Raw genomic sequence first — 23032 nt, 5'->3', positions numbered from 1 at the left:
GCGAACATGTCCGGCACCCGTTCATTCCGGCAAGGTCATATGACCATGTTCATCAAGCGGCGAAAACGGATTATAGGCCACCTCCCACAAATGGCCTTCGGGGTCGGCAAAATAACCGCTGTAACCGCCCCAGAACACCGCCTCGCCCGGCTTTACCACGGTCGCGCCGCAGCGTTCGACAAAGGCGATGGTTTCATCCACCGCGGCTTGCGAGGAGACATTATAGGCAAGCGCCACACCGGAAAAGGCGGGCTTGTCAGCCGGCACACCGGAAAGCCCGGCGTCTTCGGCAAGTTCCTTGCGCCCGAAAAGCCCGAGCACGATGCCGTCGAGGCCGAAAAAGCTGACGCCCTCCTGAGACGCCGATGACCGTTTCCAGCCAAGCCTTTCGTAAAAGGCCGTCGCCGCCGCCAGATCATCCACACCGAGCGTGATCATGCTGATCCTGCGCTGAAACGCCATGAAACTCTCCCATATCTGTCACTTTTTGTTCTTTATATGTTCCATATTTTCGCCAAAAGCGCCAGCGCAATGTGCTATCCTTCGATACTCGGAAGGCGGATCCAGGCGGTAAACCGGCCGTCATATATACGGTATTATAATACCAATATTTTAAGCCGTTGAAAAACAATGGAAATACATTCCAGAAGCGCGATATTGACGCTTGACCTTCCGCAAGCCTGTCTCTATACAACCGCCAGCACATGCGCCCGTCGCATATGCCCCGCTTGGGGTTCCCCAAGTAAAGCAACAAAAAACGTCCGCCCTTCGGGGTCGGAATGAAATCGAGAGTATCAGAAAATGGTTACCTTCTCCCAGAAGCCTGAAGAGGTGGAAAAGAAGTGGATCGTGATTGATGCCGAAGGTCTCGTCCTCGGCCGTCTCGCTTCGCTCGTTGCCATGCGTCTGCGCGGCAAGCACAAAGCCACCTTCACCCCGCATGTCGACGACGGCGACAATGTCATCGTCATCAATGCCGAAAAGGTCGCGATGACCGGCAAGAAGTACAACGACAAGATGTACTACTGGCACACCGGCTATCCCGGCGGCATCAAGGAGCGCAATGCGCGCCAGATCATCGAAGGCCGCTTCCCCGAGCGCGTCATCGAAAAGGCTGTCGAGCGCATGGTTCCGCGCGGTCCGCTTGGCCGTCGCCAGATGAAGAACCTGCGCGTTTACGCCGGCACCAACCACCCGCATGAAGCCCAGCAGCCCGAAGTTCTCGACGTTGCCAAGCTCAACAAGAAGAATGTAAGGAGCGCTTAATGGCTGACCTGTCCGATCTGAAGACGCTGGGCGATGTCGCCACGGCCTCCGAAGCCCCCGCAGCCGCCGTTCACGAACGCAAGGTTGACGATCTCGGCCGCGCCTATGCCACCGGCAAGCGCAAGGACGCCGTCGCCCGCGTATGGGTGAAGGCCGGTTCCGGCAAGATCACCGTCAATGGCAAGGACTTCACCGACTATTTCGGTCGTCCGGTTCTGCAGATGATCCTGCAGCAGCCGATCGTCGTGACTGAGCGTACCGGCCAGTTCGATATCGTTGCCACGGTTACCGGCGGCGGCCTCTCCGGCCAGGCCGGTGCTGTACGTCACGGCATCTCCAAGGCACTGACCTATTTCGAACCGGAACTGCGCGCCGTGCTGAAGAAGGGTGGTTTCCTCACCCGCGACAGCCGCGTCGTCGAGCGCAAGAAGTACGGCCGCGCGAAAGCCCGCCGTTCGTTCCAGTTCTCCAAGCGCTGATTTCAAAAGCCGCTTCTGTTTACGAAAAGGGCCGCAATCGCGGCCCTTTTTGCTATCCGGCCTCCGGCTACAGCCTGTTCTGGTCTTTCAGCACCTGAAGGGTCACCTCCGCAGCCCGTCTGCCGGGTGAAACCGCGGTACGCATCTGCTGCCAGACCCCGTCAAACCCTTCGAGCATGGTGTTTCGCTGCGGCGTGTCGCGCGTCAGAAGTTCCATCCAGCGGGCCAGCGCCCCTGCCCGCATCGTGTCATCGAAATATTCCGGAACCAGCGGCTGGTCGGCGATCAAGTTCGGCAACGAGGCCGACCAGATACTGATTTTCTTCAGCATGAACCGGCCGATGAAATCCGCCTTGTAGGCCGAAATCACCGGAATGCCGGAAAGCGCCAGCTCCAGCACCACCGTGCCGGAGGCCGCCACGGCCGCATGGGCCTCGCTGAAGGCCTTCCATTTGGCCGCATCGCCGACGACAAGCTCCGGCTTCACCGGCCAGTCGGCAATCGCCGCGCGCACCAGTTCCTCCCTGCGGGCCACTGTCGGCAGCACGAAACGGGGCATCGCATTGCGCTCCGCGTAAATCCGCGCAACATCCCGGAAGACCGGTGCGAGGCTTTTGATCTCGCCGGCGCGAGAGCCGGGAAGCAGCAGGATGGTCGGCGGCGCGCCCGCAGCCGGAAGGGCAGAACTCTGCCGGGCGGCGATCACGCCCGGCTCTTCGCTCAGCCGATGTCCGACAAAGCTGGTTTCCGGCCCGCCCAGCCGCTCCATGGCTTCCGGCTCGAACGGCAGCACCGCCAGCACGTGGTCGACATAGGCCAGCATGTCGCGCGCGCGGTGTTCCTTCCACGCCCACACACTGGGGCAGACATAATTGACCACGGGCAGATCCGGCAGTGCCTTTTTCACCCGTTTTGCCACCCGGTGGGTGAAATCGGGACTGTCGATGATCACCAGAACATCCGGCCGTGCCGCAATCAGCGCATCGGCCGTCTGGCGAATGCGCCTGATTAGCTGCGGCAGCCGCGCAATCACCTGGGTAAACCCCATGATCGACAGTTCGGAATAGTCGAACAGCGAATCGAGCCCCTCGGCGCCAAGGGCATCGCCGCCAACCCCGACAAGCTCAACGTCGCCGGTATGAATCGTCTTCAGGGCCGCAATCAGGTCGCCGCCAAGCAGATCGCCCGAAACCTCGCCTGCAATCACGCCGATCTTCAAAGTTTTCGACATGGCTTCACTCCCATGAAGAGATTGGTTCACGACGCGGGCGCTGCGATCTCGTCCGGCTCGAGCCCGTAAAGGAAAAGCCCTGCCCTGTCGGCTTCCGCAATGGCTTCCGCGCGATCCAGCACCAGTGCGCGTCCGGCTTCCACCGCGATACCGCCAAGGCCTGCGGCCGATGCCGCGCGCACGGTTTCCGGGCCGATCGACGGCAGGTCGGCGCGCAGATCCTGCTGGGGTTTGCACAGTTTGACAAGCGCGCCCCGGTGCTTTCGCGATATCCGCCCGCTTTCACGCATTGTGCGGACCCGTTCCAGCATCTGGTCGGTCCCTTCAGCGCCTTCAAGCGCGACAACCCGGCCGCCAAGGCTGACCGCCCCCTGGCCAATATCCATCGCGCCGATGGTCCGCGCCGCTTCGCCCGCGGCCAGAATGTCGCCAATCGCATCGCGATCCGGCGCAACGGCACCCAGCACACCCGCTGTTGCCAGAAGATCGCCGGCAATTGCCTGTGCTGCGATGATTTCGAAGCCATGGCGCTCGAAAAGCTCGATCACCATGCGCAGCACCTTGTCATCGCCGCCGCTTTTCAGCTTTTTCAAAATCGAAGGAAGCGACAGAAATACCCGCGCGGTCGGCCTGAGGCCGAGAAGGTCCGGCCGCGTCGTCACACCGCCAGACAGCACTACTTTCCGTATGCCGCGTTTCTGGAGGGCGGTCACGACCGGCCGGAACGCGCCGATATCGGCCTCCATATGGTCAAAACCGGACCAGTCATGGCTGCGTTCGCTGCGCAGCTGAATGATGAAGGGCGGCGTGCCGGCCTGACGCGCGGCCTCGGCGACATAAAACGGCAGACGGCCGTTTCCGGCGATGATCGCGACCGGCTCCGATCCGGAAGCCGATGCCGCACTCACGCCTTGCTGCCCCGCCGCCTGGAGCCGGGCGTCGTCAAAGCCCGCTCGCTGTCGCGGTCAAGAACGAAGTCGATGATTTCGCGGGCAGCGCCTTCTGTCTCATCCCCGCTCTCAAGCAGGGCGCGGGCGTTGCCGATGACCGTGCCGGCAGCAAAAATCGCCTGATAGGCCCTGCGAACGGCATGGATCTCGCTCTTGCTCATGCCGGCGCGCTGCATGCCGACCACATTGAGCCCGCCCATAAAAGCGGGATTGTCGACGACCATGGCATAGGGAATCACGTCGTTGACCACGCCGGCGAGCCCGCCGATGAATGCCTGTCGCCCGATCTGCACGAACTGATGGATCGCCGCGCCGCCGCTCAGGATCACCCGGTCATGGACCGTCGCGTGACCGCCGACCATGACATTGTTCGACAGGATCACATTATTGCCGATGCGGCAGTCGTGACCGACATGGGAATTGGCCAGAAACAGGTTGTCATGGCCGACAACGGTTTCACCGCCGCCGTGGGAGGAGCCGGTATTGATAGTCACGCCTTCACGGAAGACGCAGTTGCGGCCGACTTCAAGCCGTGTCTGGCTGCCGTCATGACGGATGCTTTGCGGGGCACCGCCGATCACCGCCATGGGAAACACCTGGCAGTCATCACCCAGCCGCGTCGCCCCCTCAACCACCGCATGGTGCAGAAGCTTCACATTGTCGCCGAGCACAACATTGGCGCCGACGTAACAAAACGCGCCGATTTCGGCGTGCTCACCAATCACGGCTCCGTCCTCGACAATCGCGCGGCTGTCGATTTTTGCGGAGCTGGCAATATTGGTCATTCTTCGTCCTTGCGCACCATCATGGCACCGATATCAGCCTCGGCGACAAGCTGGTCGTTGACAAGCGCCTCGCAGTGGAACTTCCACACGCGGCGGCGCTGTTTCTGTTTGACGACCTTGTAATACACCTGATCTCCCGGCACCACCGGCTTACGGAAACGGGCATTGTCTATCGTCATGAAATACACGAGATTGTCGACTTCATTGGCCTTGTGAGCACAGATCGCGCCCGCCGTCTGAGCCATTCCCTCGACAAGAAGAACGCCGGGCATGATCGGCATTTCCGGGAAATGCCCCTGGAAATGCGGTTCGTTGGCCGTGACGTTCTTGATTCCGACCGCGCTTTCGTCGCCTTCAATCTCGACAATGCGGTCTACCAGCAGAAAAGGGTAACGATGAGGCAGGAACTTCATGATTTCCAGAAGATCCATCGTCCCCAACGTTTCTTTCGTTTCTTCACTCACCTTTTTTGTCTCCCGATTTCGCTGACTGCCGTGCGATCTCTGCCACTTCTTTCAGATAATCCCGGATCGGCCGTGCGGGATTCCCCCCTATCCGGTCTCCCGCAGGCACGGAGTTCAGCACACCGCTCTTGCCGGCGATTTGCGCGCCACTGCCAATTTCGATATGGCCATTGATACCGGTCTGCCCGCCGATCATCACTCCGTCGCCGATCCTGGTGCTGCCTGCGACACCCGACTGGCTCACGATACCGCAATGCCGGCCGATCTGCACGTTATGACCGATCTGAACCAGATTATCGATCTTGGTGCCTTCGCCGATGACCGTGTCGTCCATCGCCCCACGGTCGATCGTGGTATTGGCTCCGATTTCGACATCGTCCTGAATGATGACCCGGCCGACCTGCGGCAGCTTCACCATGCCCGTCGGTCCCGGCGCATAGCCGAACCCGTCCTGACCGATGCGCGCACCGGTATGGATGATGACATTGTTACCAATCAGTGCATTGGACACCGAAACATGCGCGCCGAGCGTGACATTGCGGCCGATTTTCACATCGGCTCCGACCACGGCGCCACACAGAACGCGCGAGCCCGCGCCAATCACCGCACGTGCACCGATCACCGCAAACGGCTCGATCTGCACGCTTTTCTCGATAACAGCCGTATCGTCAACAACCGCCTGAGGTGAAATGCCGGCCTGACGGTTCAGCGCGGCCTGCGGACGCATCGCGGCCGGATAGAGCTGAGCCGCCGCACGCGCAAAGGCAAGCTGCGGCGCATCTGAAACAAGTGCCGGCAGCTCCGCCGGAATATGCTTTTTAAGGTCAGGAGAACAGAACACCGCCGCCGCGCGACAGGTTCTCAGCTGATCGATATTGCTGCGTGAAAGGATGTAACAGATATCGTAGGGCCCTGCCCGATAGATCGGCGACACCGATTCAACCATGCGGTCGCCGCTATCGGGTTTAGACAACACCGACCCGGTGCGCTCAGCCAACACGTCGAGACGAATTGACTGCCGCGCACCGAAAAACTGGTTCTGATCCATTTTTCTCTCCAGAACAGTGACGAAATAAGCTCTGGACAGGGAGATCAGAACGAGTTGGCAATTCCGAAGCGGAAATGCTGGGTCTCGTCGAAATCTTCCTTGGCGAACGGAACGGCGTAATCGAAGCGCAGATCGCCGAAAGGCGAGTTCCAGATCAGGCCGATACCGGCAGACGCGCGGACCGCAAAGTCCGTACCCTCGATAGCCGTATTGTTAACCTCAACGGCGTTGCCCCAGGCCGAACCGGCGTCGACATAAGCTGCACCACGCAGATTGATGTCTTCCGGGATGAGCGGAAGCGGGAAGTTAGCTTCGGCCGAAATGGTCGCATAATACTGTGCCCCGAGCGCATCGCCCTGCTGCACCGTGCGCGGACCGATACCGTTCTGCTTGAAGCCGCGGATTTCCTGGCCACCGATGGTGAACTGGTCGAACACATTCAGATCATCATCAAAGGGCGTTACGAAACCACCGCGTCCCGTCAGCGAGCCGATGATATCTGCCTGATCCGAAATCATCTGGTACCAGCGGACCTTACCGGTCATCGCGTAATAGTGCGAATCGCCGCCAAGACCGGCAACCGTATTGGTCAGGTTGGCCAGAACGCCTTCACGCGGCAGCTGCCGGTTATCAATACTCGAGAAGTCGAAGGACTGCTCGACCGACGATACGGTCCACGGGCTGCCATCGATCAGGTTCTGGAACACCGGAGACAGATTGTTCGGGTTTTCCCAGTCGCCGGCACCATCATATTCGAACTGCTGATAGACATATTTGATCGTCGAGCTGAGATCGTCGGTCAGCGGCGCCGTCAGGCGGATATCGCCGGCCGTCTCGGCGTAGGTGTAGTAATCCTGCGAGGCCGAATAGGAGCGATACAGATCGAAACCGGCCGCCACGCGATAGCCCAGGAAGAAGGGTTCGGTGAAGGAGAAGTTGTAGATCTGCGAATCGTCGTCGCCGAGACCGGCCGATGCACGGATGAACTGACCACGTCCGAGGAAGTTGCGTTCCTGAACCGAGAGTTCGAGAACCAGCGAGTCACCTTCGGCATCGTAACCGGCGCCGACCGAGAACGAACCTGTCGGCTCATCGGTCACATCGACGACCAGAACGACGCGGTCCGGCGCGCTGCCCGGCTGGGTGGTAATGCTGACATCACTGAAATAGCCGAGCGCTTCCAGCCGCCGCTTGGTGCGCGCGATCATCTCACGGTTATAGGCGTCGCCTTCGGCCAGTTCGAACTCACGCCGGATGACGTAGTCACGCGTACGGGTATTGCCGACAATGTCGATGCGCTCGATATAGGCCCTGACACCCTGATCGATCTCGTAATTCACGGACAATGTGTCATTGCTGAAATTACGGTCGCCGCGCGGCGTAACCTGCGCGAACGGATATCCCTGGGAAGAAACCGATGCGGCGATCGATTCGGAGGTCTTCTGAATATCGTCGGCATCATAAATCTTGCCGGCCTTGGTCTTGATGTCGCCTTTCAACGTGGCGGTATCGACACCTTCAACCGTCGATGCAACGCCGATATCACCGAAACGATAGCGATCGCCCTCGGAAATGTTGAACGTGATCGAATAGGAATTGTCTTCCTCGCTGTAATCCACATCCGTGGAAATCAGACGATAATCGGGGAAGCCGTGATTGTTGTAGAAATCACGCAGAAGCTGTTCGTCATGACGCAGCTTGTCGGGATTGTAGATATCCTTGCGCGTCAGGAACGACAGCGGAGTCGAGCGCTTGGTGGAAATCACCGAGGCCAGACGGGAATCACCGAAGGTGTTGTTGCCTTCGAAGTTGATCTTGCGGGTCTTGGTCCGCCCACCCTCATCGATGACAAAGGCAACGTTGACCCTGTTGTCCTGAACGGTCGCGGTATCAATGCTGACCTCAACGTCGGAACGGCCGATCTGCGAATAGGCGTCCTTGATGCGCTGGGCATCCAGCTCGGCCTGCGCCCTGTTGAACGGACCAAGCGAATGCAGCTGCACGACACCCTGAAGCTTCTTGTCGTCAACCTTGCGGTTGCCGTTGAAGACGACCTGGTTGATCAGCTGGTTCTCGGTCACATTCACGACGAGCGTCGAACCGGAAACCGAAATCTTGACGTCGGAGAAATAGCCCGAGCTGTAAAGATTGCGAATGGACTGGTTGATATCGGCGTCGGTGAAGCTGCGGCCCGGCTGGATCGTCAGCTTGGAGCGGATCGCATCCGAACCGGCCTGATTGGTGCCATTGACGACAATATTACTCACAACAGCAGCGTAAGCGCTCGAGGGCAAGGCAACAGCAGCAACAATCCCCCCGGAAGCAGCGACAGCCAACGAAAGCGCCGCACCTGAAACTGTGTTCAAAAATCTTGAACCGGCCATGCTATTATCTACCCTTTATGATCGCTCAATATCAGCGTTTTAGAGGTTTTCCCGTCTTTTGTTCTAAAGACTTCACACCTCCACGCAATAGAAAGCCGCCCGACTTTTGCAACTTCCGCCCCAAGCGTGGCCAAATCGCCACGTTCTTTTCACAATATGGTAAACGGAAGGCTACAATAACCGAAACGTATCTACTGCGCTTCTCCTATCATCTCCCGCGCCAAAGGCAAGGCCACATTCGCACACTCCCCCCTTCGCCACAAGATCATTCACATCTGCTTTAGCCAAACAGTCTCAAAGGGTTAAAAACGGAATGTCTCAACCCATCCGGCCGATTGTGTCGTTCCACGTGGCGAAAACCATCAGCGCAAGCACCAGGAACAATCCGATGCGGAAGGCAAATTCCTGAACCCTGACCGACAGCGGACGTCCGCGCACGGCCTCGATTGCGTAAAACAGCAGATGGCCGCCATCCAGCATGGGCACCGGCAACAGATTGAACAGACCGACGGAGACAGACAGAATCGCGGCGAAATTGGCAAAGGCGACAATCCCGAGCGATGCCATCTGCCCGGCCATTGTCGCCACCCGCACCGGTCCGCCGATCTGATCCGCCTTCATGCGGCCGGCAAACACGTTGGTGATATAGTCATAGGTGCTGACGACGATGTGCCAGCTCTGCAGCGCGCCCTGCCCGATCGCTTCAAGCGGCTGATAGCGCTCGACACGGAAATTACCCGAATCGCGGGTGCCCACCACACCGATCCGGCCAAGCTCCATCGCGTTTCCGAACTGGTCCTGCTCCTCGATGCGTTCCGGCACCACCGTGAGATCGACCGGCGCACCGTCGCGTTCCACCGTCAGATGGATGGGAACGCCGGGCCGCACGCTGACATAGCGCACCACCGCATCGAAGGTTCCGACCTTCTGGCCATCGAGCGACATCATGATATCGCCGGGCTGTATCCCGGCTTCGGCCGCCGGGCTGTCGGCAACGACCTCACCGACAACGGGATCGGAAACACCGCGGCCGTAAACAGAAAAGATGACCGCAAAAATAGCGATTGCCAGCAGGAAATTCGCAATCGGGCCGGCGGCAACAGTCAGAGTCCGCTTCCAGAGTGCTGCGCCGTTGAAAGTTTTTGCGCGTTCCTCGGGCGGCATCGCGTCCACGCCGGCAAAATCGGGGCGGCTGGCAGCGTCCTCGTCACCGTAAAAACGCACATAGCCGCCAAGCGGTATCGCGCACAGCTTCCAGCGGGTGCCATGCTTGTCGGTTCGCCCGACAATCTCCGGGCCGAAACCGAGCGAAAACGCCAGAATGCGAATTCCGCACCAACGCGCCACCAGATAGTGCCCCAGTTCGTGAAAGAAGACGAGAAAGGAGATCGCCACCAGAAAGGCAACGATCATTCCCGGTGCGTTTGTAAAACCGATACCCAATTCAGGCTCCATGAACGGGCGGCAGGACCATCAGGCCACTCCACCGAAAAAGCACCGCGCCGACGCTGTCGCCCATGCCGGACAGCATGGCGAAACCGGCCAAGATAAACATCGCGAATGCGGCAGCGACAAGTCCATCCACACGATCCATCACCCCGCCATGGCCGGGAATGAGATGGCTGGAATCCTTGGCACCACACCGGCGCTTGAGTGCCGATTCGAACAGGTCGCCGGCCTGGCTGACCGCTGACAGCACCACCGACAGCAAGGCCAGAAGCACCGACGGCCTGCCACCATAGGCAACACAAAGGCCAAGCGCGGCGGCAACACCGAAGACCGTGCCGCCAATGGCCCCCGACCAGGTTTTGCCGGGCGAGATCGCAGGGGCAAGTTTGGGACCGCCAAACGTGCGCCCGACGAAATAGGCCATGATGTCCGTCGACCAGACGACGGCAAAGATGAACAGGGTCGCGTAAAGACCGCCAGCGCTACCGCTTCTGATGGCGGCTAGTGAGACCATCGCCGCACCGGCATAGAGGAGCGCACCGCCAAACCACAGCGGGACCGGTCTGCTGCGACCATAGGCCCAGGCGCCGCCGGCGGCGACTGCCGAAAGCAGCAGCGCGGGCACAAACAATTCCAGGAACGTCAAAATGGCGGTCGCAATCATGACAGCCCAGCCTGACAGCAGAACCGTGATGCTTTCCCCGCGCCCGGCCGAAGGCCTGGAACGGCTCATCGCCAGCCATTCGTAAAAAACCAGAAGGCCGATGCCGACGGCGAGAAGCAGAAAGGCTGCACCGCCGAACCAGGTCGCAGTCAGAACGGCAAGCGCCAACACCACGCCCGACATGATCCGTAATTGCAGTTCTCGGCCCATCAGGACCCCGTCATAACAGCGGTCGGCTGGACCACATCGCCGAAGCGACGCGAGCGCCGCGCATATTCCCTGAGTGCTTCGTCAAACACGTCCTTGGAAAATTCAGGCCACAGACACGGCAGGAACACCAGTTCGGAATAAGCCGATTGCCACATCAGGAAATTTGAAAGACGCTGTTCTCCGCTGGTGCGGATGATCAGGTCGGGATCGGGGATCCCCGCCGTATCGAGACGTCCGGACACCAGCGCCTCATTAATCTCGTCCGGCGAAATCCGGCCCTCGACCGCCTCACGCGCCAGCGCTGCCGCCGCGCGCGCGATTTCCGCGCGCGAACCATAGTTCACGGCGACGACGACATGGAGGCCGGTATTGTTGCGGGTCAGCTCCTCGGCGTATTCGAGCGCACCCAGAACCTTGGAACCCAGCCCGTTACGCTCGCCGATCATCTGGAAGCGCATGTTCTGGGCATGATAGTTCTGCAACTCGCGGTGAATGAAGATCGCGATCAGATCCATGATGTCGCTGACTTCATCCTTGGGCCGCTTCCAGTTTTCCGAGGAAAAGGCGAACAGGGTCAGGTGGCTTATTTCGGCGTCCCGCGCCGCCTCAACGGCGCGGCGCACCGCCTCGACACCCTTGCGGTGCCCGAAAATACGCTTCAAACCCCGACCATTCGCCCATCTTCCGTTGCCATCCATAATAATGGCAACGTGATCCGGCTTGGCACTATCTGCGAATGGCGTCATGTCGTTGCTCAAATTCTTGAAAAAATGCAGGTTAAAAAATCAGACCTGCATGATTTCTTTTTCTTTCTCCGCAAGCAAGTCTTCAATGCGAGAAATCGCACCATCGGTCAATTTCTGCACCTCATCCGACAGCGAACGGCTGTCATCCTGACTGATATCGCCGTCTTTTTCAGCCTTTTTCAGCGCATCCATGCCATCGCGACGAACGTGACGGATCGCAACCTTGGCCTTCTCGGCATATTCATGCGCAACCTTGACCAGCGAACGACGGCGTTCCTCGTTCAGCTCGGGCAGCGGAATGCGCAGGTTCTGACCGTCCATGATCGGATTGAGACCGAGATGCGATTCGCGGATTGCCCGGTCCACTGCGCTCACCATGCCCTTGTCCCAGACATTGACCGACAGCATGCGCGGCTCCGGCACGGTGATGTTGGAAACCTGGTTGAGCGGCACTTTCGAACCATAGGCCTCAACCTGAACCGGATCCAGAATATTGGCGGAAGCCCGGCCCGTGCGCAGCGAGGTAATGTCGCCGACAAAGGCGTTGACAGCGCCTTCCATACGGCGCTCGAGATCTTTCATATCGGTTGCATCGCTCATCATCATTCTCCCGTCTTGCGCCACACCTGCCCTTGGGGTCGTCGCGCAGTCATCATTCGTCGGTTACGATTGTCTTGCGGCCGCCGCCAGCCAGAATCCGGCCGAAACCACCGCGTTCGTGAATGGAAAACACGATAATCGGTATATTGTTCTCCCGTGCCACCGCAACGGCGGCAACATCCATCACCTGCAGGCCACGCTCCAGCACCTGGCTGTGGGTCAGCGCTTCGAAGCGCGTGGCCTCCGGATTGGTCTTCGGGTCTGCGGAATAGATACCGTCGACCTGGGTGCCCTTGAAGATCGCCTCCGCGCCGATCTCGGCTGCACGCAGGGCTGCTGCCGAATCCGTGGTGAAGAACGGATTGCCGGTTCCGCCGGCAAAGATCACCACCCTGCCCGCATCCATATGCGTGCGTGTGGCGCGCTGGGAAAACGACTGGCAGATCTCCGGCATCGCAATTGCCGACAGCACCACCGTATCCACATCCATCTTGCGCAGGGAGGTCGCCAGCGCCAGCGCGTTGATCACCGTGCCCAGCATGCCCATGTGGTCGCCGGTCACGCGTTCGCCGCCCTTGGAAGCCACCGCAACGCCGCGGAAGATATTGCCGCCGCCAACCACGATCCCGACCTCGACGCCCATGGCGCGGACCTCGGCGATATCGGAGGCAATCCGGTCAGCAACGTTGACATCGATACCAAAGCCCTGATTGCCCATCAGGGCCTCACCGGAAACCTTCAGCAAAACACGCCTGAAAATCGGATTCGTCAAAACCACAAACTCCTAAAAAGCAATGCCATCCGGATACACGAAGGGCGCCGCAATGTCACGCAGCGCCCTTCAAATTACCAGCCGTTGGACGATCAGCCCTTGGCGGTTGCAGCAACCTCGGCAGCGAAGTCGCTCTCTTCCTTCTCAACGCCTTCACCAAGCGCCAGACGGGCAATGGCGGCAACCTTGATCGGTGCGCCGGCTTCCTTCTCGGCTTCCTTGACAGCTTCCTCGACCGTCAGGTCGGGATTGATGACGAAGGACTGCGACAGAAGCGCGACTTCCTCGAAGAACTTGCGCATGCGGCCTTCGACCATCTTTTCGGCGATGTTGGCGGGCTTGCCGGATTCCTTGGCCTGCTCCAGGAAAACCGCGCGTTCGCGGTCAGCAACGTCCTTGTCGACTTCCTCGGCGCGCACGGCAAGCGGGTTGGTCGCGGCAACATGCATGGCAACCTGACGGCCGATGGCGGCCAGAACAGCCTTGTCGCCTTCCGATTCCAGCGCGACCAGAACGCCGAGCTTGCCAAGACCGTCGGCAACGGCATTGTGCATGTAGGTGGCAACGACACCCGAGCCGACCGAAAGCTTGGCGGCGCGGCGCAGCGTCATGTTTTCGCCGATCGTGCCGATTGCATCCTTGATGCTGTCAGCAACGCTCTTGCCGGTTGCCGGATAGGTCGCAGCGCTGATCGCATCGACGGAACCGTCGGTCGACAGCGCAACTTCGGCAATGCCGGAAACCATGGTCTGGAACGCTTCGTTGCGGGCAACGAAGTCGGTCTCGGAGTTGATTTCAACAACAACAGCTTCCGTGTCGCCGCCGGCAAAGCCGATCAGGCCTTCGGCTGCCGTGCGGTCCGACTTCTTGTCGGCCTTGGAAATGCCCTTGGCGCGCAGCCAGTCGATGGCCGCTTCCATGTCGCCGTCATTTTCGGTGAGCGCCTTTTTGCAATCCATCATGCCTGCGCCGCTCTTTTCGCGCAGTTCCTTCACCATTGCAGCCGTAATCGTGCTCATAACTTGCCTCTCGTCCATTCGCTTAGCAGCGTTGTCGCATCAAAACGCCGCCGGTTGGGCAACGAAGTGTACCCGTACTGTGACAGGGTGATGAAACCCCTGCGGCAGACCGACCAGGCCCGCCGGCTCAAATTCTTGCAGGAAGCGCACCGGCAACACCGATGCGCTTCTGAGTATACAGAGCGGGCCGCGGTCTGACCGCAACCCTTTTACCCTGAAACTTACTCTGCCGGCTTTTCGGCAGAGGCATCTTCGGCAGGAGCCTCAGCCGGCGCTTCGGATTCGTCCTCGAGTGCGGTCTCGGCAGGCGCTTCGGAAGCAGCACCGAGATCGACGCCCTGTGCGCCCTGCTGGCGGGCGATACCGTCAATGGCAGCGCGCGAGATCAGGTCGCAGTAAAGGGCAATCGCGCGCGAGGCGTCGTCATTGCCGGGGATCGGGTAATCGACTTCATCCGGATCGCAGTTGGAATCGACGATCGCGACAACCGGAATGCCAAGACGCTTGGCTTCCTCGATGGCGATCTTTTCCTTGTTGGTATCGATGATGACGATCAGGTCCGGAACACCGCCCATGTCGCGGATACCGCCAAGGGCGCGGTCGAGCTTTTCACGCTCGCGGTCGAGGTTCAGGCGTTCCTTCTTGGTGAAGCCCTGTGCCTCGTTGGCGAGGATTTCGTCAAGCTTGCGCAGACGCTGGATCGAGTTGGAAATCGTGCGCCAGTTGGTCAGCATGCCGCCGAGCCAGCGGGAGTTGACGTAGTACTGGGCCGAACGCTGTGCCGAATCGGCAACGATCTCGGATGCCTGGCGCTTGGTGCCGACCATCAGAACGCGGCCATTGCGGGCAACGGTGTCGGAAACGACCTGCAGGGCGCGCGACAGCATCGGTACCGTCTGGGCGAGATCGAGAATGTGGATGTTGTTGCGGTCACCAAAGATGTAGGGCTTCATCTTCGGGTTCCAGCGGTGGGTCTGGTGACCAAAATGGACGCCTGCCTCAAGCAGCTGGCGCATGGTAAAGTCGGGCAATGCCATTGCCTTTTCTCCTTTTCCGGTTGAACCTCCGCAGACCTCAAGACCAGACACCGAAATGCCTGTCACCGGCGGAACATCCCGGATTTCTCCCGGAACACCCCATGGCCTGCGTGTGGAATGAGGGCGCGATACCCGGTTTTTCAGGAAATTGCAAGAGCCTCGGCCGACCGACGTGCGATCTGGCACGCTCCGGCCTAAAAACCGTCTTCAGGGCCTGACCGAAAGTGCTGCCGACGCGGTTTCGCACGGCGCGCGTTCAAGCTTTTCCAATTTGGTCAGTTTTCCCGCGATCTTGAAATTGCCGAAATCCATCAGCAGATCGCGGCCAACCCCGTCAGCGGACATCAGCATCGAAATCGCATAATCAGGCGTTTCGTCGCCACTCACTTTGCCGATCGGGAAATAGGCCGAGGTTATCGGCCACCCCATCTCGCCGTCTTTTCCCTTGCGACGATCACCGATAACGGTCACTGCGCGCATGGCATCCTCGCCCGAACCGTCAAACGAAGTCGCCTCGTAGGTGCGGCGGCCATCTTCGGCCGCCAGAATGACATTGGCCATGTATTCGGTCGGGAATTCGGCATCCTGCAATTCGAGCGGCTGCGTATCATCGCCGCCGAATGTGACGGAAACGCCGCCCTTGCCCGTGCGCCGCGCCTCGCCGACGGTTTCCGACTGCAGCGAAAAATCGGAAAACAGCGTGTTGGAAAAGGCCAGCGCCCCGTGATCTTCGAATGAAGACGAAACCTGGTCAGTCACCAGTGAACCACTTTCGCGGACAACATCGGTGACCATCCGCATTTCAGTGGTGTAGCCGGCACAGTCGCTGCCGGAAAACAGATAGACGAAGCGGCCCGAAAGCCCCTCGATTCCCGATTGGGCCGAGGCCCGGTCCAGCGAAAGCTCGTAGACCGCACGGTGCGGCAACAGGGAAACGCCGGTGGCAGACGGACCGGCTGCCAACGCCCCCACCGCCAGAGTGGTCCAGAAAATTCCCGTCGCCGCTAATATCCGCATTTACATTCCCCTTGGCTTTGTAACCCAAGTGTATAGAAATGTGTCCGTTCTGCCAATTGTTGATACATTCCTTTCATCAGCCGGAGTCGAATATGTCCGAAACCGTTTCAGATCGCCTCAAAGCCCTCTCCATCACGCTTCCCGCAGCCTCCGCGCCCGCCGCCAATTACCTCCCCTTCGCCGCCTCCGAAAACCTGCTGTTCATCTCCGGTCAGTTGCCGACGGAAAACGGCAGAATGGTCGCCTCCGGACATCTCGGCGCCGATGTTTCGCTGGAAGACGGCCAGAAGGCCGCACGCGCCTGCGCCATCAATATCATCGCCCAGATCAATGCAGCGCTTGACGGCGATCTCGACCGGGTCAAACGGGTGTTGAAGCTATCGGGTTTCGTGGCCTCCGCGCCGGATTTCACGGACCAACATCTGGTTATCAACGGCGCCTCCGACCTGATTGCCGCAGTCTTCGGCGATGCGGGCAAGCACAGCCGCGCTGCCGTCGGTATGGCCGCGCTGCCGCTGAACGCCGCCGTTGAAATCGATGCAATCGTGGAGATCGCCTGAGATGCAACGCCATGACTGGTTGACGGCCCGGCCGATTGCCCATCGCGGTTATCACGACATGAACGAGGCGATCTGGGAAAACACGCTTCCCGCCTTTGTCCGCGCCATCGACAACGACCTGGCCATCGAATGCGACATTCGCCTTTCCGCCGACGGCAAGGTGATCGTGTTTCATGACGACGATCTCATGCGGCTTTGCGGGCGCTCCGATACCATCGAATCGCTCGGCGCGGCGGAGATCGAAACAATAAAGGTCGGCACGTCAGGGGCGACCATCCCGCGCCTTGAGGCCCTGCTTGAGGCGGCCGACGGCCGTGTCCCGCTCGTCATCGAGCTGAAATCAGGGCCGACGGACCCGGACCACTTCGCAGCCACCGTGCTGGCCGCGATGAAGGACTATGCCGGCTCTCACGCGCTGATGAGCTTCGATGCCGGGATATTGGCGGCGCTGAAGGCGGCGGGCGCCACCTGTCCGCTCGGGCTGACCGCCAACGGCCACACACCGGAAAAATTCGAGACACACCGCCGGGCCATGACGATCGGCCTTGATTTTGTCTCCTATTATTATGATGATCTGCCCAACGACTTCGTCGCGGGCCTGCGCGATAACGGCGTGCCGGTCATCACCTGGACCGTTCGCAATGCCCGCGCCCGCCAGATCACATTCCAATATGCCGATCAGATGACATTCGAGGGGTTCGATCCCGCGTGACTGACCGGCGACGAGAGTTCTGTTGAGCGAAAACCTGCAAATCCGGATTGAAAACAGCTTCACCGCCATTGCCCCGGAGCAATGGAACGCGCTCATGGGCGTTCGCCCGGGGCTCGACGGTGCGGGCTATAACCCGTTTCTGTCCCACGCCTATCTTTCATCGCTGGAAGAATCAGGCTCGGCCTGCGCCGAGACCGGCTGGCTTGGCCATCATCTCCTGCTTGAAACGGAAGACGGCAAGCTGATCGGCGCCCTGCCCGCCTATCTGAAGAACCACAGCCAGGGCGAATATGTGTTCGACCATGGCTGGGCCGATGCCTTCGAGCGCGCCGGCGGGCATTATTATCCCAAGCTTCAGGCCTCGCTGCCGTTTACGCCAGCAACCGCGCCCCATCTTCTGGTGCGCGAGGGCTATGACAAGCCCACCGTGCAAAAGGTGCTGGCCGAGGCGCTGATGACGGTCAGCGACCGTCTCGATGTCTCCTCTGCCCATGTAACCTTTGTGCCGGAGGAGGAAACGGCCGTCTTCGATGATGCCGGTTACCTGCATCGCACCGACCAGCAGTTTCATTTTCTCAATCAGGGCTATGCGGCTTACGCGGATTTTCTCGAGACACTGGCTTCACGCAAGCGCAAGGCGCTGAAGAAGGAACGCCGGGTGGCGCTCGAGGCCGGCATCACCATTGACTGGCTGACCGGCGATGACCTGACGGAAGACATCTGGGATCAGTTCTTCGAATTCTACATGGATACCGGCAGTCGCAAATGGGGCCGTCCCTATCTGACGCGCGAGTTCTATTCGCTGATCGGCGAACGCATGGCGCGCGATATTCTTCTCGTCATGGCAAAGCGCGACGGCCGCTATATCGCCGGCGCGATCAACTTCATCGGGTCCGACGCGCTTTTCGGCCGCCACTGGGGCTGTGTCGAGGATCACCGGTTCCTGCATTTCGAGGTCTGCTATCATCAGGCCATCGATTTCGCCATCGCCAACAATCTCGCCCGTGTCGAGGCCGGCGCCCAGGGCGAGCACAAGCTGGCGCGCGGCTACGTTCCCGTCACCACCCATTCCGCCCACTACATCACCCATGAGGGCTTACGGAACGCGGTGGCCGAATTTCTCGTTCACGAACGGGAAGACGTTGCCCATTTCAACGATATCCTGAGCGCACATGCGCCCTACAAGAAGAGCGAATGACGCAAGCCGGCTTGCAAAAGGGAGTGAATACCATGGCAGACGAAACCCACATTGCCGAATATGACGACGACAACATCTTCGCCAAGATCCTGCGCGGCGAGATACCGGCCACCAGGCTTTACGAGGATGACGACGTGGTCGCCATCATGGATGTGATGCCGCAGGCGCCGGGACATGTTCTGGTGATCCCGCGCAAGCCTTCACGCAATCTGCTGGACGCCGATCCGGTGGTTGTCGGCAAGGCCATGGCGGTGGTCCAGAAAATGGCCCGCGCAGTCAAGACCGCGTTCGCTGCCGACGGTGTTTTCATCGCCCAGTTCAACGAGCCCGCCGCCGGCCAGACCGTGTTCCACCTGCATTTCCATGTCATCCCGCGTCATGACGGCGTGGACCTCAAGCGGCATTCGGGCGTTATGGAAGACAGTGCGGTGCTTTCGGCCAATGCCGAAAAGATCCGGGAGCAGCTTTAACAACCCGACGGGAGAACGATGGAAGCCCTGATTGACGATATCACCACCACAGGCGGTCGCGAAAATCTTGTCTTCTTCGTCCGGCTGGTGGGTGCGGCGCTGTTCGGCGGGCTGATCGGGCTTGAACGGGAGATGCAGAACCGTTCGGCCGGTCTGCGCACCCACATTCTCGTCAGTCTTGCCGCTGCCCTGTTTGTCATCGTCTCCACCGAAGTGCCGGACCTGATGCCGGAAGACAGCGATGTGCTGCGCATCGATCCGACCCGCGTGATCCAGTCGATCACCGAAGGTGTGGCCTTTCTCGCCGCCGGCATCGTGTTTTTCCAGAAAGGCACCGTCAAGGGACTGACAACCGGCGCCGGACTGTGGCTTTCCGGCGCAATCGGCCTGACCATCGGGCTCGGATTGTGGACGCTGGGAATATTTTCCTCGATCCTCGGCATCGTCGTGCTGTTCGTGCTGCACCGGATCGAGGTGCATACGCGGCTCAGCCGCCGCAAGACCCGGGATAACCACGCCGGCGAAACCTGACTATCGCTCCAGCATCACGATATCAGCCTTGTCGCCAAGCTCGTTTCGGGCAATGTCGACAAGGCTTTTTTCATGGGTGAACAGGATTGTCTGGATATCGCCGCCCAGCGCCGAAAGCGCCTTTAGGCCTGACGCGCTGCGCGCATCGTCAAAGGTCTGGAAAATATCGTCGACGATCAGCGGCGCAGGCTCGTTGCGGCTTGCATAATCTTCGAGAAAGGCCAGTCGCAGCGCCAGATAAAGCTGGTCGCGAGTGCCGTCGCTCAGCCCCTCGACCGGCACTTCGCCACCATCGGCCCGGCGGGCGACCAGCAGCAATTCGTCATTGGCGCCGTAATTCTGCAGCAATCCGTCAAAGCCGCCCATGGTCAGCGCTGCGAAATGCCGGGCCGCATTGTCGAGGATCGGATCGGCGCGGCCGGCGCGATATCGCTCCATCGCGGCATCGAGCAGATTGCCCGCAAGCTTCAGCACCACCCATTCGCGCGCCAGTTCGCGCGCTTCTTCTTCCGCCGAAACCCGATCGAAAGCCGCCTGTTCGGCGCTTTCTCCGCGCCCGAGCTCCTGTTTGCGGTGGCGGCAGGCAGCGCGCCTCTGCAACAGGTCTTCGCGCACCGTTTCGTCTTCCGCCTCTTCTGCCGCCAGCGCCTCGCGCTCCTGCCGGCAGGCGATCACGTCCAGCCCTTCGGCAAGTGCGCGGGTTTCGGCTTCATCAGCCCCCTCGCTGCCTTCCAGAAAACGGCGACGCGCCTCGGCAAGCTCCCTGCGGATTGCCGCCCGTTCGGAAAGCCGTGCGGCCAGCCCGTCTGCAGAAACGCCATCGGGCAGGGATTGCGCAATTTCCGCAAGCTCTGCCCGGCAGGCGTCGAGATCGTCCTTCAGCGCCTGTGTTTCGCCGGCAAGCGTATCGGCCGCTTCCTTGAGCGTGTTGCGCCGTGCCGCCTCCGACGTGTTCCGGTCGATGCGCTCTCCCAGTATCTGCACCACATCCGCAGCAAGCCTGCCGGCAAGGTCCGGCGCCAGATCGCTCACCAGTGCAGCAGCAGCGGCGTCGAACCGTTCGATCCGCTCCCGGTCGGCCGAAATCTCACGCCCGAGCCGGTCTTTCCGCTCCACAAGCGATGGCACCCTGCCCCATAGCTGCAAGGCCGTTTCCGCCGCCGCCAGACCGGTTCCTTCGTCAAGCCCGACGGCTGCAAGGCAACGCGCATAACGGCCGGCAAAATCCTCCCCGGCGGTCTTCAGCGCTGCAAGCTCCTGCTCGCGACGGGCAATTGCCTGCCGCGCCGCGGATATCTCGGCCTGCTGCCTGCGGGCATCCTCCCAGCGCTCGCTCAGGCGTTCAATCCGCGCCTCGACATAACGCGCCAGCGGCAGAACCAGCATATCGATTCCCACATCGCCGGCAAGTTCCGCAAGACCTGTACCTAGCGCCGCTTTCAGCTTTTCCAGCCCCTTGCGGCGGTCGATCAGGCCGTAAAGCGCTTCGCGCCGTTCGAAAAGCTGTGCGACCTGCCGCAGCCAGTCGAGCATGTGCTCCGGGCCCGATGCCTCGACGGCTGACGGCTGAAACAGCGCCCTGAAATCTTCGGTTTCCTCCGCCAATGTGCCGGTAAGCTCCTGACGTTCGCGCGCGCGTTCGTCTGCTTCACGTTGAAGCGCATCCAGCCGTTTCAGATATTCGCCATGCCGGGCCACTTTTTCCGCGTTGTCGAGCGCGCGGTCGGCCAGCCCGTCAGCGGCAACGACCGAGGCCAGATAGGTCTCCCGCGTCCCGTTTCCGGCAACAAACACCTCGAAAACCCGGTCGCGCTCCTGCCGGACAGCAGCGATATCCTGACGCGTCAGCACCGCGCCATCGCCGGCCTCCTGCGCCATCTGTGCCTCGATCCGGTCGCGCTCCGCTGCCCCTTCGGCAATCTTGCGGTCGAGTGTTTCCAGAGCCTGTTGCGTGGCCGCAATCTGATCGCCGGCAGCCCTGACCGCAGCGATATCCGGCAGTGCCCCGCGCGAGAGCCCGTGAATGTCAGCCACCGCCGGGCGAAGTGCTGCCGCATCTTCGCACAGTGCCCGTTCGCGCGCGGCGATCTCGGCCTCAAGCGCATCGGCGTCTTCGAGTTTGACAAGTTCCGGCCGCAGCGCATCGAAACGGCGGCGAAGGGGCGCGGGATCAACCAGTTGTCCGCCGCCGTCCTCGCTTTCAAGCGCCTCGACGGCGCGACGGTTTTCGGCAAGCCCCTTTTCAAGCGCCGCAAGCTCGCTTTCACGCTTGCGCCCTTCTTCCATCAACGCCTTAAAATCGGACAGCAAGATATTGTCCGGTCTATTCTTTTCAAGATTTTCAATCTCGGAAAAACCAAGATCGGACGCCAGAAGCGAAAGCGCGGACATGACTTCCTGAAACGCCGCCTCGCGCTCCGGCAGATGCTCCAGGGCCTGGGCGTAAATGCCGCTTTCGGCGTAAAGGCGCCTCACCTCTTCCCGGCGGGCCAGCAGGGCGTGATCGATTTTCAGGGCCTCGAAATCACGGCGCAACACGACCAGCCGACCGGCCTTGTCTTCGACCTCGCCAGCCATGCGGGCTTCGCGCTGCTGAAGCTTTTCCAGTTCCGCGCCGGTTTCCTCCGACACGGCTTCGAGATCGGCAAATTGCGCCAGTGCCCGCTCGTGCCGATCGACCTCGGCCAGCAGGCCGCGCAGCCGCTGCAAACGGTCGAGATCGGCCATGCGGGTGCGCCGCGCGTGCTGGCGTTCACCCAGAGCCGCAAGCTCCGCTTCGATCTCGCTTTCTTCGCGCAGCAGCGCCTTCCAGTCGCTGGCATTGAGTTCGAGCGCACGTTCGGCCTTGCGGGCCGCGTCATGGCGCTCCAACGCCTGATAGAAGCTGCGGTTTTGCGACTTGCGCGGGGCGTAGATCCGGTCGGCATCAGCGGCAAGCGCCTCACCGACGGAGCGCAGCCCCGTCAGCCCGGAAGCGGCTGAAAACAGGATCTGTCCGATCTCGCCGCCATCGGCCAGCATTTCGGCCGCCCCGGCCCTCAGCCGTTCGGAATCAAGCCCGAAGGCGCGCTCGAAGACGGTTCGGTCGAGACTGCCGAGAAAACCGGAAAGCGCATCGTCATTCAGCGCGCTGTCGCCTTCTTTTCCGGCCGCAAGCAATGTGTTCTTGCGCCCCTTGCGCCGGCGGAAAGCAAGCGTTTCGCCGCCACGCGCGCGGATTTCAGCCCCGACCCTGAGATCGCGTGCATCATGGAGAAAATCAAATCCGACATCGCGGTCGGGAAAGCCGAACAACAGGTCCGAAAAGGCGGAAAGCGCGGAAGATTTGCCCGCTTCATTGGGGCCATAGACGATATGAAGCGCGGCATCCGGGCGGAATGCGATTTCGCGTTCGGTGAAATGGCCGTAGCGAATGAGATCAAGCGTCAGAAACCGCATAC

General features: G+C 60.5%; 23 protein-coding genes. 7 read left to right on the top strand and 16 right to left on the bottom strand.

The window, feature by feature from the left end; all coding sequences use genetic code 11:
* Positions 1–21: 21 nt before the first annotated feature.
* Positions 22–462 carry a VOC family protein gene (locus tag ACHZCU_RS18080; RefSeq protein WP_319519960.1) on the bottom strand — a complete coding sequence of 147 codons (441 nt, stop codon included), beginning with the start codon at positions 460–462 and terminating at the stop codon, positions 22–24.
* 339 nt (positions 463–801) lie between these two features.
* Between ACHZCU_RS18080 and rplM the strand changes: the two genes are divergently transcribed.
* Both rplM and rpsI read left to right on the top strand, forming a co-directional pair.
* Complete coding sequence (gene rplM, locus ACHZCU_RS18075) at positions 802–1266, top strand: 50S ribosomal protein L13 (RefSeq protein ID WP_319519959.1); 465 nt, start codon at positions 802–804, stop codon at positions 1264–1266.
* Positions 1266–1745 (top strand): 30S ribosomal protein S9, encoded by a 480-nt coding sequence (rpsI, locus tag ACHZCU_RS18070; protein ID WP_319519958.1) that lies wholly within the window; start codon positions 1266–1268, stop codon positions 1743–1745. Before rplM ends, rpsI begins: the two co-directional genes overlap by 1 nt.
* Before the next feature lie 67 nt (positions 1746–1812).
* Here the strand turns inward: rpsI and lpxB are convergent, their stop codons facing one another.
* The 14 genes from lpxB to ACHZCU_RS18000 form a co-directional block, all read right to left on the bottom strand.
* Positions 1813–2976 (bottom strand): lipid-A-disaccharide synthase, encoded by a 1164-nt coding sequence (gene lpxB / locus ACHZCU_RS18065; RefSeq protein WP_319519957.1) that lies wholly within the window; start codon positions 2974–2976, stop codon positions 1813–1815.
* Positions 2977–3002: 26 nt separating this feature from the next.
* Complete coding sequence (locus tag ACHZCU_RS18060) at positions 3003–3884, bottom strand: UDP-2,3-diacylglucosamine diphosphatase LpxI domain-containing protein (protein ID WP_319519956.1); 882 nt, start codon at positions 3882–3884, stop codon at positions 3003–3005.
* Positions 3881–4711 carry an acyl-ACP--UDP-N-acetylglucosamine O-acyltransferase gene (gene lpxA, locus ACHZCU_RS18055; RefSeq protein ID WP_319519955.1) on the bottom strand — a complete coding sequence of 277 codons (831 nt, stop codon included), beginning with the start codon at positions 4709–4711 and terminating at the stop codon, positions 3881–3883. Before lpxA ends, ACHZCU_RS18060 begins: the two co-directional genes overlap by 4 nt.
* Positions 4708–5142 carry a 3-hydroxyacyl-ACP dehydratase FabZ gene (fabZ, locus tag ACHZCU_RS18050; RefSeq protein ID WP_106311068.1) on the bottom strand — a complete coding sequence of 145 codons (435 nt, stop codon included), beginning with the start codon at positions 5140–5142 and terminating at the stop codon, positions 4708–4710. Before fabZ ends, lpxA begins: the two co-directional genes overlap by 4 nt.
* Before the next feature lie 25 nt (positions 5143–5167).
* Entirely contained in the window at positions 5168–6223 is a 1056-nt protein-coding gene (gene lpxD / locus ACHZCU_RS18045) for a UDP-3-O-(3-hydroxymyristoyl)glucosamine N-acyltransferase (RefSeq protein ID WP_319519954.1), read from the bottom strand.
* Between the two features lie 44 nt (positions 6224–6267).
* Positions 6268–8607: an outer membrane protein assembly factor BamA gene (gene bamA, locus ACHZCU_RS18040; protein ID WP_106311062.1), complete on the bottom strand. Its 2340-nt coding sequence runs from the start codon at positions 8605–8607 to the stop codon at positions 6268–6270.
* 318 nt (positions 8608–8925) lie between these two features.
* Positions 8926–10062: an RIP metalloprotease RseP gene (gene rseP / locus ACHZCU_RS18035; RefSeq protein ID WP_106311059.1), complete on the bottom strand. Its 1137-nt coding sequence runs from the start codon at positions 10060–10062 to the stop codon at positions 8926–8928.
* Complete coding sequence (locus ACHZCU_RS18030) at positions 10052–10930, bottom strand: phosphatidate cytidylyltransferase (protein WP_319519953.1); 879 nt, start codon at positions 10928–10930, stop codon at positions 10052–10054. Before ACHZCU_RS18030 ends, rseP begins: the two co-directional genes overlap by 11 nt.
* A complete protein-coding gene (locus ACHZCU_RS18025; protein ID WP_106311053.1) occupies positions 10930–11676 on the bottom strand; it encodes an isoprenyl transferase in 747 nt (248 codons plus the stop codon). Before ACHZCU_RS18025 ends, ACHZCU_RS18030 begins: the two co-directional genes overlap by 1 nt.
* Before the next feature lie 39 nt (positions 11677–11715).
* Positions 11716–12276 carry a ribosome recycling factor gene (gene frr, locus ACHZCU_RS18020; protein WP_106311214.1) on the bottom strand — a complete coding sequence of 187 codons (561 nt, stop codon included), beginning with the start codon at positions 12274–12276 and terminating at the stop codon, positions 11716–11718.
* A 52-nt stretch (positions 12277–12328) separates the two neighbouring features.
* Positions 12329–12994 (bottom strand): UMP kinase, encoded by a 666-nt coding sequence (gene pyrH / locus ACHZCU_RS18015; protein WP_319520127.1) that lies wholly within the window; start codon positions 12992–12994, stop codon positions 12329–12331.
* A 146-nt stretch (positions 12995–13140) separates the two neighbouring features.
* Positions 13141–14067, bottom strand: a complete 927-nt coding sequence (gene tsf, locus ACHZCU_RS18010; RefSeq protein WP_319519952.1) for a translation elongation factor Ts — start codon at positions 14065–14067, stop codon at positions 13141–13143.
* Between the two features lie 221 nt (positions 14068–14288).
* On the bottom strand, positions 14289–15104 hold the full coding sequence (gene rpsB, locus ACHZCU_RS18005) for a 30S ribosomal protein S2 (RefSeq protein WP_319519951.1): 816 nt from the start codon (positions 15102–15104) through the stop codon (positions 14289–14291).
* 207 nt (positions 15105–15311) lie between these two features.
* Positions 15312–16121: an EipB family protein gene (locus ACHZCU_RS18000; protein WP_319519950.1), complete on the bottom strand. Its 810-nt coding sequence runs from the start codon at positions 16119–16121 to the stop codon at positions 15312–15314.
* A gap of 92 nt (positions 16122–16213) precedes the next feature.
* Between ACHZCU_RS18000 and ACHZCU_RS17995 the strand changes: the two genes are divergently transcribed.
* The 5 genes from ACHZCU_RS17995 to ACHZCU_RS17975 are packed head-to-tail and all read left to right on the top strand — an operon-like array spanning position 16214 to position 19592.
* Entirely contained in the window at positions 16214–16681 is a 468-nt protein-coding gene (locus ACHZCU_RS17995; RefSeq protein WP_319519949.1) for a RidA family protein, read from the top strand.
* A 1-nt stretch (position 16682) separates the two neighbouring features.
* Positions 16683–17393: a glycerophosphodiester phosphodiesterase family protein gene (locus ACHZCU_RS17990; RefSeq protein WP_319519948.1), complete on the top strand. Its 711-nt coding sequence runs from the start codon at positions 16683–16685 to the stop codon at positions 17391–17393.
* 22 nt (positions 17394–17415) lie between these two features.
* Positions 17416–18591, top strand: coding sequence for a GNAT family N-acetyltransferase (locus tag ACHZCU_RS17985; protein WP_319519947.1), 1176 nt, complete (start codon positions 17416–17418; stop codon positions 18589–18591).
* A gap of 32 nt (positions 18592–18623) precedes the next feature.
* Entirely contained in the window at positions 18624–19061 is a 438-nt protein-coding gene (locus tag ACHZCU_RS17980; protein WP_319519946.1) for an HIT family protein, read from the top strand.
* 18 nt (positions 19062–19079) lie between these two features.
* Positions 19080–19592 carry an MgtC/SapB family protein gene (locus ACHZCU_RS17975; RefSeq protein WP_319519945.1) on the top strand — a complete coding sequence of 171 codons (513 nt, stop codon included), beginning with the start codon at positions 19080–19082 and terminating at the stop codon, positions 19590–19592.
* Here ACHZCU_RS17975 and ACHZCU_RS17970 read toward each other — a convergent pair whose 3' ends face one another.
* Positions 19593–23030, bottom strand: a complete 3438-nt coding sequence (locus ACHZCU_RS17970; protein WP_319519944.1) for an AAA family ATPase — start codon at positions 23028–23030, stop codon at positions 19593–19595.
* Between the last annotated feature and the right edge of the window lie 2 nt (positions 23031–23032).

The organism is uncultured Martelella sp. (genome assembly GCF_963677965.2).
GTDB lineage: Bacteria > Pseudomonadota > Alphaproteobacteria > Rhizobiales > Rhizobiaceae > Martelella > Martelella mangrovi.
This window is presented reverse-complemented; position numbering and strand designations above follow the sequence as displayed.